Origin of the sequence: Phenylobacterium sp., assembly GCF_028290885.1 — a bacterium.
Lineage (GTDB): Bacteria > Pseudomonadota > Alphaproteobacteria > Caulobacterales > Caulobacteraceae > Phenylobacterium.
Map to the genome: position 1 here is coordinate 1 of NZ_JAQGIZ010000189.1, position 10,735 is coordinate 10,735.

Annotated in this window: 9 protein-coding genes and 1 pseudogene; 5 read left to right on the forward strand and 5 right to left on the reverse strand. The window is 68.9% G+C overall.

The features are described 5' to 3' along the window. A partial coding sequence (locus JWP28_RS12790) for a DUF427 domain-containing protein (protein ID WP_299543415.1) occupies window positions 1-387 on the forward strand: 387 nt, incomplete at its 5' end. Window positions 388-391: 4 nt separating this feature from the next. Here the strand turns inward: JWP28_RS12790 and JWP28_RS12795 are convergent. Together JWP28_RS12795 and JWP28_RS12800 are read right to left on the reverse strand one after the other, a co-directional pair. Beyond that, entirely contained in the window at window positions 392-1,747 is a 1,356-nt protein-coding gene (locus JWP28_RS12795) for a glutamate--cysteine ligase (protein ID WP_299543431.1), read from the reverse strand. 105 nt (window positions 1,748-1,852) lie between these two features. After that, complete coding sequence (locus tag JWP28_RS12800) at window positions 1,853-2,578, reverse strand: 16S rRNA (uracil(1498)-N(3))-methyltransferase (protein ID WP_299543417.1); 726 nt, start codon at window positions 2,576-2,578, stop codon at window positions 1,853-1,855. A gap of 46 nt (window positions 2,579-2,624) precedes the next feature. Between JWP28_RS12800 and ppk2 the strand changes: the two genes are divergently transcribed. From ppk2 to JWP28_RS12815, 3 genes are all read left to right on the forward strand, one after another. Beyond that, window positions 2,625-3,386 carry a polyphosphate kinase 2 gene (gene ppk2 / locus JWP28_RS12805; RefSeq protein ID WP_299543419.1) on the forward strand — a complete coding sequence of 254 codons (762 nt, stop codon included), beginning with the start codon at window positions 2,625-2,627 and terminating at the stop codon, window positions 3,384-3,386. A 14-nt stretch (window positions 3,387-3,400) separates the two neighbouring features. Next, a complete protein-coding gene (locus JWP28_RS12810) occupies window positions 3,401-4,381 on the forward strand; it encodes an aldo/keto reductase (RefSeq protein ID WP_299543421.1) in 981 nt (326 codons plus the stop codon). A 135-nt stretch (window positions 4,382-4,516) separates the two neighbouring features. Further along, window positions 4,517-5,770 carry a winged helix-turn-helix domain-containing protein gene (locus JWP28_RS12815; RefSeq protein ID WP_299543423.1) on the forward strand — a complete coding sequence of 418 codons (1,254 nt, stop codon included), beginning with the start codon at window positions 4,517-4,519 and terminating at the stop codon, window positions 5,768-5,770. On the opposite strand, the gene JWP28_RS12820 is transcribed toward JWP28_RS12815, so the two are convergent. The 3 genes from JWP28_RS12820 to JWP28_RS12830 all read right to left on the reverse strand — a co-directional run bounded on the left by JWP28_RS12820 (window position 5,762) and on the right by JWP28_RS12830 (window position 9,830). Beyond that, a complete protein-coding gene (locus JWP28_RS12820) occupies window positions 5,762-6,841 on the reverse strand; it encodes a M48 family metallopeptidase (protein WP_299543425.1) in 1,080 nt (359 codons plus the stop codon). The genes JWP28_RS12815 and JWP28_RS12820 overlap by 9 nt on opposite strands. Before the next feature lie 5 nt (window positions 6,842-6,846). Beyond that, entirely contained in the window at window positions 6,847-7,953 is a 1,107-nt protein-coding gene (locus tag JWP28_RS12825; RefSeq protein WP_299543427.1) for a DUF898 family protein, read from the reverse strand. An 89-nt stretch (window positions 7,954-8,042) separates the two neighbouring features. Then, window positions 8,043-9,830, reverse strand: a complete 1,788-nt coding sequence (locus JWP28_RS12830; RefSeq protein WP_299543429.1) for an ABC transporter ATP-binding protein — start codon at window positions 9,828-9,830, stop codon at window positions 8,043-8,045. A 528-nt stretch (window positions 9,831-10,358) separates the two neighbouring features. On the opposite strand from JWP28_RS12830, the pseudogene JWP28_RS12835 reads away from it, so the two are divergent. Beyond that, window positions 10,359-10,697: pseudogene (locus JWP28_RS12835) on the forward strand (UbiA family prenyltransferase); the annotation flags it as partial. Between the last annotated feature and the right edge of the window lie 38 nt (window positions 10,698-10,735).

Sequence of the window (10,735 nt, forward strand, 5' to 3'; positions counted from 1 at the left end):
GCCGACTACCCGGCCCGCGTCTACTTCCCGCGCCAGGACGTGGCGATGGAGTACATGAGCCGCACCGGCCGCTCGACCCACTGCCCCTACAAGGGCGACGCCGCCTACTACACGCTGCTGATGGACGTCCAGTTCGACGAGAACGCGGTCTGGACCTATGAGCTGCCCTACCCGGCCATGGAGGCCATCGCCGAGCGGCTGTCCTTCTACCCCGACAAGATCGAGGTCTATGAGGTCGCCGACGCGGCGGTGAACCCCAAGCACGTCGATGAGGTCCGCGACGGCCACAGGGTCGGGATCGACGAGGTCGTCCAGCACACCGACGCCGGCGACGGCGTCACCCAGCGCGAACGCTGGACCCCGAATGTCGAGACGCCCGCGCGGTGACCCGCTAGTAAGCGAAGGCCTCGAAGACCTTGCTCGCGTCGCCCTGCCACGGTCCGTTGTAGAGCTCCAGCAGGCGCTCGGCCGGCGTGATCCCGCTGGCGGCGATCTCGTCGAGTTCGCCCAGGTAGCCGCTCTCGTCCACCAGGCCGCCGGAGAGGCGGTTGCGACGCTTCAGGCCCTCGCGGGCGATGGCCAGCATATCCTTGGCCACGTCCTGCACGCTGCGCCCGGCGATCTGCGCCTTCAGGCCTACGCGGGCGACGTCGGCCCGCAGGCGCTCGTGATCCTCGATCTTCCAGTCCTTGCAGAGGTCCCAGGCGGCGGCGAGGGCGGCGGAATCGTAGAAAATCCCCGTCCACAGCGCCGGCAGGGCGCAGAGCCGGCTCCAGGGCCCTGAATCGGCGCCGCGCATCTCCAGGTACTGCTTCAGCCGCACCTCCGGGAAGATCGTCGTGGTGTGGTCGGCCCAGTCCTTCATCGTGGGCTTTTCGCCGGGCAGCTCGGCCAGCTTGCCCTCCATGAAGTCGCGGAACGAGCGGCCGGCCAGGTCGATGTAGCGGTCGCCGCGCTTGGCGAAATACATCGGCACGTCGAGCGCGTACTTCGCATAGGTCTCGAACCCGAAGCCGTCGCGGAACACGAAATCGAGCATCCCCGTGCGGTCGGGGTCGGTGTCGGTCCAGACGTTGGCGCGGGCCGAGACGAAGCCCGAGGGCTTGCCCTCGATGAACGGCGAATTGGCGAACAGCGCCGTGCACACCGGCTGCAGGGCGAGGCTCGTGCGGAACTTCGCCACCATGTCGGCCTCGGAGCCGAAGTCGAGGTTGGCCTGCACCGTGCAGGTGCGGAACATCATGTCGAGGCCGAGCCCGCCCACCTTGGGCATGTACTCGCGCATGATCTTGTAGCGCCCCTTGGGCATCACCGGGACCTGGTCGCGCCGCCAGACCGGCGTGAAGCCGAGCCCCAGGAAGCCGATGGCCAGCTCGTCGGCGACCACCTTCACCTCCTGCAGGTGCTGGCCGGTTTCCTCGCAGATGTCGTGGATGGTCTCCAGCGGGGCGCCGGAGAGCTCGAACTGGCCGCCGGGCTCCAGGCTGACGTTCGCCTTGCCGCGTTCCAGGGCGATGACGTTCTCGCCCTCCATGACCGGCGCCCAGCCATAGCGGGTGAGGCCGTCCAGCAACGCCTTGATGCCGCGGGGCTGGTAGGGGACCGGCTCATGCGTCCCCAGGCGGAAGACGAACTTCTCGTGCTCGGCGCCTACGCGCCATTCGGACTTGGGCTTGGACCCTTTGTCGAACCAGGCGACCAGGTCCTCGAACGTCAGGGGGCGATCGTCACAGGCGATCTCAGCCATCGGTTTCATTCCCCACCCCACACTGGACCGCGGCTGTTCCGGCGCGGCCGACTCTTTACGTCGGAGTTCTAGGTGGGCGCAAATCCCAGAAGCTCAAGGGCCGGCTCAAGTCCGCCAGTCGCCCAGCGCCGCCTGCCAGAGCGTCAGCGCGCTGATCGCCGCGGTGTCCGCGCGCAGGATCCGCGGCCCCAGCGAAGCGGGGGTGGCGTAGGGCAGCGCGCGAAGAAGCGCCCGTTCCCTTGGGGAGAAGCCGCCTTCAGGACCTATCAGAATGGACCACGGCTCCCCTCCCTCCTGCGGAGAGAGCGCTTGCAGGATCGGCGGTGCGCCACCGGCTTCGTCGCAAAAGAGAAGCCGGCGACCTTCCGGCCAGTCCGCAATCAGCCGATCCAGCTTCACCGGTTCCACGATCTGCGGCACATCCAGCCGGCCGGTCTGCTCGGCAGCCTCGGTGGCGATGGCGGTCAGGCGCTCGACGCGGGTGCGATCGGCGTTGGTGCGCTCGGTGACCGCCAGGCGCACGCGGCGCGCGCCCAGTTCGGCCGCCTTCTCGACGATGGTCTCCAGCCGCCCCCGCTTGACCAGCGCCACGACGAGGTCGAGGTCCGGCCCCGCCGCCTGCGGCCGGACGAGTTCCTCGGCCCGCACCGCCACCGCGCGCTTGCCGACCGCGCTGATCTTGGCCCGCCACTCCCCGTCCCGGCCGTTGAACAGCGCGACCTCGTCGCCCACCGCCTGACGCATGACGGCCGCCAGGTAGCGGCTCTGCCCCGGGTCGAGCGCCAGCTCCGCGCCGGGCGCGAGGTCGTGCGGAATGAACAGGCGGATCATCCGCTGGTTCTAGCGTCCGGCGCCGCATCCGGCATAGGGTCTGAACATGCCAAATGACCAGGACTACCGCCGCAAGATCGAAGCCCTGCAGATCGAGCTCGTGCGCTATCAGCAGGCGGCCATCGCGTCGGGCGCCAAGGACCTGGTGATCTTCGAGGGCCGCGACGCCGCCGGCAAGGACGGCGCCATCAAGCGGATCGTCGAGCACCTGTCGGTCCGAAACACCCGCGTCGTCGCCCTGCCCAAACCCACCGACCGCGAGCGCACCCAGTGGTATTTTCAGCGCTATGTGCCCCATCTGCCGGCGGCGGCCGAGCTCGTGATCTTCAACCGCTCCTGGTACAACCGCGGCGGTGTCGAGCCGGTGATGGGCTTCTGCACGCCCAAGGAGCACGAGACCTTCCTGCGCGACGCGCCGACCTTCGAAGCCATGCTGGCCGAGAACGGCCTGCGCATCGTCAAGCTCTGGCTCGATATCTCCAAGGAGGAGCAGGCCAAGCGCCTGAAGGCCCGCACCACCAATCCGCTGAAGGCCCTGAAGATCAGCTCGCTCGACGCGGTCGCCCAGGCGAAGTGGGACGAGTACTCCGCGGCCCGCGATCAGATGCTCCGCCGCACCCACGCCGACGAGGCGCCCTGGACCATCGTGCGCACCGACAGCAAGAAGGCCGCCCGCATCGCCATCATGCGCCACCTGCTCAAGGTGCTGGCGCCCAAGGACATCGCCAAGGCCGTCCCGAAACCCGATCCGAAGGTGCTCTATGAATTCGAGGTCGAAGCGCTGACCGACGGCCGGCTGGAGCACTAGGAAGGAGCCACGCCATGGAACAGATCCGCCTTGGGAACACCGGCCTGAAGGTGTCGCGCCTGTGCCTCGGCTGCATGACCTACGGCTCGCCCGAGTGGCGCTCCTGGGTGCTCGACCGGGAGCAGTCCAAGCCCTTCTTCCAGGCCGCCATCGAGAAGGGGATCACCTTCTTCGACACCGCCAACGTCTATTCGATCGGGGCCAGCGAAGAGGTCACCGGCCACTGGCTGCGCGAGTTCGCCAAGCGCGAGGAGATCGTGGTCGCCACCAAGGTCAACGGTCCGATGGGCAAGGGGGCCAACGAGAAGGGCCTCAGCCGCAAGGCGATCATGGCCCAGATCGACGCCAGCCTGACCCGCCTCGGCATGGACTATGTCGACCTCTACCAGATCCACCGCTTCGACTACGAAACGCCCATCGAGGAGACGCTGGAGGCGCTGAACGACGTCGTGAAGGCCGGCAAGGCCCGCTACATCGGCGCCTCGTCGATGTACGCGTGGCAGTTCGCCAAGATGCTGGCGGCCAGCGACGCCCACGGCTGGGTCCGCTTCGTCTCGATGCAGCCGCAGTACAACCTCGTCTACCGCGAGGAGGAGCGCGAGATGCTGCCGCTCTGCCGGGCGGAGGGCGTCGGCGTCATTCCCTGGTCGCCGCTGGCCCGCGGCTTCCTGGCCGGCGGCCGCGCTCAGCCGAAGGAAGGCAATACCGAGCGCGCCCGCACCGATGAGTTCTCGCCGCGGCTCTACTTCCGCGAGGCCGACCACCAGGTGGTGGACGCTGTGACCGAGGTCGCTAAGGCCCGCGGGCTTTCCAACATGCAGGTGGCCCTCGCCTGGGTGCTGAGGAACCCCGCGATCACCGCGCCCATCGTCGGCGCTTCGAAGCTCGGCCATATCGAAGACGCGGTCTCGGCGCTCGACGTGAAACTGACGGACGACGAGGTCGCCAAGCTCGAGGCGCCCTACCAGCCGAAGCCGGTGCTGGATCACACCTGATTCCGGCTCTGTTCCGCGCGCCAAGGCGGCAATGGTTAAGGCGTTAACCATTGTTAACCGGATCGTTGTTCTTTCTTTGTTCGCGGACTACCGTCCCAGGGCTCCGTTCGGGGCGCGATTCTGCATGGGGAACGGATGGCCAAGGACAAGCTGACCGCCGGCGAGGCGCGCCGCATCGCGCTGGCCGCCCAGGGGTTCGGGACGCCGCGCCCGGACGGCCCGGTCGGCAGGCGCCAGCTGCTCAAGCTGGTCGACCGCCTGGGCGTCGTGCAGATCGACAGCGTCAACGTAGTCTCGCGCACCCACTACCTGCCGGCCTTCTCGCGGCTCGGCGCCTATCCGCGCGCGCTGCTGGACGAGGTCGCCTGGGGCAAGAAGCCGGCGCTGTTCGAATACTGGGCGCACGAGGCCTCGCTGCTGCCGCTTGGCCTCCAGCCGCTGTTCCGCTGGCGGATGCAGGACGCGCGCGACGGCGTCGGGATCTGGAAGGGCGTAGCCCGGTTCCGCCGCGAACGGGCCGATTTCGTGGAGCGGGTGCTGAACGAGATCGCCACGCGCGGACCGATGTCGGCCTCCGAGCTGGAGATGGGCCACAAAGGCAATGGCGGCTGGTGGGGATGGAGCGACGCCAAGCGGGCCGTCGAAGGGCTGTTCTGGACCGGAGAACTCACCACCGCCACGCGGCGGGGAACCTTCGAGCGGGTCTATGGCCTCCCGGAGAAGGTGTTGCCCAAGGCTGTCACTTCGCTCCCGACGCCGCCGCGCGAAGAGGCGCAGCGCGAGCTCTATCGGATTGCGATCCGCGCCATGGGCGTGGCGACGGCAAAGGACCTGCGCGACTATTTCCGCATGCCGGTAGAGGGCGCCAAGGCCAGGCTCGCAGAACTGGTGGAGGACGGCTCGCTGTCGCCCGTCACCGTGAAAGGGTGGCGCGAAGCCGCCTACCTCGATCCCGCAGCGCGCTGGCCGCGCCGCATCGACGCCCAGGCGCTGCTGTCGCCCTTCGACAACCTGATCTGGTTCCGCGAACGCACCGAGCGGTTGTTCGGCGTCCGCTACCGCATCGAGATCTACACCCCGGCCGCCAAGCGCACCCACGGCTACTACGTCCTGCCGTTCCTGGAGGGCGACGCGCTTACCGCCCGCGTCGACCTCAAGGCCGACCGCAAGGCGAGCGTCCTGCTCGTCCAGGCCAGCCACGCCGAACCGTGGGCCAGCAACCAGACGCCGGTGAAGCTGGCCGCGGAGCTGAAGCTGATGGCGGGATGGCTGGGGCTGGGAAGTGTGCGGGTGGAGAACCGTGGGGACCTGGCGGCCGCGCTCGCCCCGCTCCTCCCCCGAAGCAAACACTTCGGAGGAGGTGGCAGCGAAGCTGCCTCCCTAGAATAGCTTTCGCATGCGCTTCAACGGGTCGTAGCCGTCCTTGCAACTGGCCTGGATGGCGGTCCACTCGGCCGGGGTGAAGGCCGCGGCGCCGGACTTGGCGCGGGCGCGGCTTGCCTGGGCGCGGCGCAAGGTGTCGGGGTGGTCGGAGATCAGCGCCTTCACGGCCTGGGCGTTCTTGCCTTCGGAGGTGGCGACCAGACGCTGGAAGAAGGGGGCCATGCCCTGCGATGAGAGGCCTTGGGCGGTGAGCAGGTCCTGGCCGGCGGAATCGGCCTCGGCCTCCGCGGCGCGGCTGTAGTGCAGGTTGGTCGCGGAGCCCATCAGCAGGACCGCCTGCTGGCCCGCCCCGGAGCCGCCGCCCACCACCGCGTCCAGCAAAACCCCGAAGCCGAAGGATCGCCAGACGCCCTGCATCACGTGTCGTTTCTGCACGTGGGCTGACTCGTGGGCGATCACTGCGGCCAGCTCGTCAGGCGTCGCGGCCAGGTCGATCAGTTTGTCGGTCACCATGATCGCGCCACCCGGCAGGGCGAAGGCGTTGACCATCGGGGCGTGGACTGCGCGCACGCGGATATAGAACGGCGTGTTGGCGGCCTGCCCCAGGCGCTGGCCCAGCCGCTTGAGCGCGGCCTGGCCGGCGGCCCCCCGGCAGGCCCGGAACGGCAGCGAGACCTGAGCTTCCAGATTGCGCCCGATCTTGCGCTCGAGGCTGGGCGGGGTATGGCGAGCCAGGGGACCGGAGGCGGCCGGTATGCCCACGAAGACCAGCCCCGCGAAAGCCGCGGCCGAGGCGGCCAGGGCCGCCACCAGGCGGATCTCCCGCTGCCGAACCCGCCGATGGTGGCCGATGGCGTGCTCGGTGAGGTCGCGCCAGTCGGCGAGCGCCAGGGTCAGCCGCGCCGGGTCGTCGCGCCCGTACGCGATCCGCACTCGGTCATCCACGGTCTCCACCCGTACAGCGTCCAGCGGCCAGCGGTTCTCGCCATCCGCCGAGAACACCAGGGTCTCGTCCTCGACACAGACCTTGGTTGGCCGCGACTGCGCCGTTCGTCCGTCGTGGTAGCGCGCCTGCACGAGGATCAGATCGTCGCGATACCGAACGCATCGGCGAGGCCCTCGCCGGTCCGCGGCCTCAGCCCCTGGGCCTGGCCGATGGCTGACAGGTCGAACTCTCCGGTGGTCTCAAGCCGGCTGATCAGGAACTTCCGCGTCCTGGCCTCGACGAATGGCATCAGCAGACCCAGGGACACGGTCAGCAGCACGATATTGCTGACCGTCAGCCCGGCCATGTCGAACCAGCGCAGCCGCAAGCGGAAGCGCACGTCCTGGAAGCCGATGCCGGTCACGATGGAGCGCAGCATGGCGGCGTGGAACGGCGACAGGGCGACCGCATAGAACAGGGCCAACCCGCCGGCCGCGGAATAGATGGTGATCATCTCGCGGAGCGTGATGACCGGCGGCGCGCCGGACCCGCCGTTGGCCTTCATCTGCGGATAGAGGGCCGCGAAGATCACGCCAATGAAGACGATGTAGCCCACCACGCCCAGCACCCAGCTCAAGGCGTAGGCGCCGTAGACCGGTTCCCGGCGCGCATCGTCGATCCGGAACTGGAAGTCGCGGTCGCCGAAGCTGAGACCGTCCCAGAGCCGACCCGCGAGGCGACGGTCGGCCGCGGGCCAGAACCAGCCCAGAGTGATCCCGCTCAGCAGCGCATAGCCCATCCACGCGAGCCCGAAACTCCGCGCCGTCCCGCGCATGTGGAACCGCACGCCGCGCCAGGCGGTGCGTGTGGCGAGGTAGCGAAACGCCGTGAACCGGCCGAGGCCCAGGATGAAGAACAGGAACAGATAAGCGGGTAGGATCACCAACAGCACCATGCCCGGTCCCAGGAACTGGGCGCCGAAGATGATGCAGAGAAACGGCAGGGCGATCACCAGCAGCGCCAGCAGGAAGCCCACGAACAGCTCCACCCCCCGGCCGGTGTATTCGAACGCCTCGTCGTTAAGATAGGTCGTCGCCCACAGCCGCCGCCGCACCTCGGTCTTCCCCCAGAAACGGTAGAGCGTGAGGGTGATGAGGTTGAGCAGGCCGTTCCGCAGACTTAGCCAGGCGAACGACATCAGGACGCCGCGCTGAGACAGGACCACCCGATCGCCACCGATGGCGCTTACGTCGACATTAGACATGTGAACTCCCCCCGGAATTGGCCGAGAGTTACATGTCTTTTTGCCAGCCGCTACCCTGAGTTACATGGGACCAGCGACGGAGGCCGGCCCTAGACCCACCCTTCCGTCACCGCGTGCAGCCGGGCGTAGGCCCCGCCCTGCTTCACCAGGTCCGCGTGGCGGCCCTCCTCGACGATGCGGCCGTCCTCGAAGACCAGGATGCGGTCGGCGCCGCGGATGGTGGAGAGGCGGTGGGCGATGACGATGGTGGTGCGCCCCATCATCAGCTCCTCCATCGCCGCCTGCACCTGCCGCTCGGTCTCCACGTCGAGCGAGGAGGTCGCCTCGTCCAGGACGAGGATCGGCGCGTCGGCCAGGAAGGCGCGGGCGATCGCCACCCGCTGCCGCTCGCCGCCCGAGAGCTTCACGCCACGCTCGCCGACCAGGGTCTGGTAGCCCTTGGGCAGGCGGGCGATGAACTCGTGGGCGCGCGCGCGCCTGGCGGCCAGCATGATCTCGTCCTCAGTCGCGCCGGGCCGGGCGTAGGCGATGTTCTCCGCCAGCGTCCGGTGGAATAGCGCCGGGTCCTGCGGCACCACGGCGATGGCCTGGCGCAGGCTGCGCTGGGTGACGCCGGCGATGTCCTGGCCGTCCACCAGGATCCGCCCGCCCTGCAGGTCGTAGAGCCGCTGGATCAGCTTCACGAACGTCGACTTGCCGGCCCCGGTCGGCCCAACCAGCGCCACCCGCTCGCCGGGCGCGATGCGCAGGGAGAAGTCCTGGTAGAGCGCCTCGTCCGCCGACTTGTAGCGGAAGGTCACCCGGTCGAAGACAATCTCGCCCAGGTCCGCGGCGAACTCGCGGGCTCGGGATGAGTCCACCACCTGCGGCGGCAGGGTCGCGTAGCGGGCCACGTCCTCAGTGTCGTCGAGCCCACGCTGGGTCAGGCGGATGTTTTCGCCCAGGTTCCGCAGGTAGCTGGTCATCTGCATGAAGGCGGTGATCACGAAGGCGATGTCGCCGGGGGTCGCCTGGCCCCTGGACCAGAGCCAGACCAGCAGGCCCGAAAGCCCGGCCTGCAGCACGACCAGGATGAAGTTGTGCGCCAGCCACAGGTCGGTGAACCGGCTCCAGGTCCGGCTTGCCGCGCCGCGCCACAGGTCGGTGACCTCGGCGATCCGCGCCTCCTCTCGCGCCTCGGCGCCGAAGCTCTTCACCGTCGCGTTGGAGGACATCGAGTCGGCGATCGCCCCGCCGATGCGGCTGTCCAGCGCCACCGACTTCAGGTTCAGCGGCCGCGCGAAGAGGCTGGTCAGGACGATGTTGGCGAGCACGAACAACACCACCACGACGGTGGCGAACAGGCCGACGATCGGCCAGCGCACGGTGATCATCACGCACATGCCGGCCAGCACCAGGACCGCCGGGCCCAGCCAAACCAGCGCCGCGTCGGAGACGGTGTCGTAGCCCCACATGGCGCGGCTCAGCCGGCGCACCGTGGCGCCGGCGAAATTGTCGGCGTGCCAGTCGGCCGAGAACGACTGGACCTTCTTGAAGGCCTCGTCGATCAGCTCCTTCATGTTGTTGACGGCGAGCGGGATCCAGAACCACCGCATGGCGATGTTGCGGGTCACCAGCGCGGCGAAATAGACGCCGACGAAGAAGCCCCAGGCCCGCCAGGCCGGATCGGCCAGCCCGCGATGCGCCACCGCGTCCACCAGGGCGCCGGCGGTCCACGGCACCGCCAGGTCAAAGCCGACCGAGGCCAGCGTCAACGCGACGGTGCCCGCGAGCAGCCAGCGGCGGCGCAGCCAGAACCGCGCGATGAAGCCCAGCACCTGGCTGTTCTTCAGCGTTCGTTCGCGGTGTTCGTCGGTGTCTTCGTAGTGGTCGGTCATGACGGGACTCGGAAATCGGCGCCGGCGGACCGCGAATGCCCCCCTTGAGAAAACGGGGTTCGGGCGGCGGTGCGCGGCGGCGCGAAGGGAAAGAATCTTGGTGAGGCGGGGGGCCGAAAGGCCCCGGCGGACCACGGGCGCACGGAATGACTTCGTGAAGCGGGCCGATCAGGCCCTCAGACGAAGCGTCCCGGTTGAGTTAGAAGCGCGGCGGCGGCCCGGCGAACCGTCGAGGAGCGGCTGGAACGATGTTTCGCATCTTGGCCCTCCCTTCGGGTTGCTGAGGTGCGGAAAACTAGGCGCGGCGAATCGGAGCGTCAAGGGAGCGGCGGAACCGCGTTCGGCTTTGCAGGGAAGGTGGCCTCGACGCCACACTCCGACCCGGCGCCCCCTAAACCCTTCGGGTCCCCCTCCCCCGTTTCACGGGTGGGGTTCGGAAGCCGCTCGACTCAAAAACCTCCCCCGCCCGCGGGGGAGGGGGACCACAACGTGGTGGAGGGGGCGCTGCCGCCGCACTAGACAAGGCGTATGGCCGCCACCGCCCCCCTGCCCGACGCCATGCCCCGCAACTGGGTCGACCGGTTCGCGCCGGCGGGGCTGCGGCCGTGGCTGAAGCTCGGGCGGTTCGACCGGCCGACGGGGATCTGGCTGCTGATGCTGCCGGGCTGGCAGGGGATCGCGCTGGCCGACGCCATGGAGCACCGCCTGCCCAACCTCGGCCTCCTCGGGCTGGTGTTCCTGGGCGCGGCCCTGATGCGGGCGGCGGGCTGCGCCTTCAACGACATCGTCGACCGCGACATCGACGCCAAGGTCGCGCGCACAGCCATGCGGCCACTCGCCTCGGGCCAGATCAGCGTGAGGGGGGCGGTGGCGGCCATACGCCTTGTCTAGTGCGGCGGCAGCGC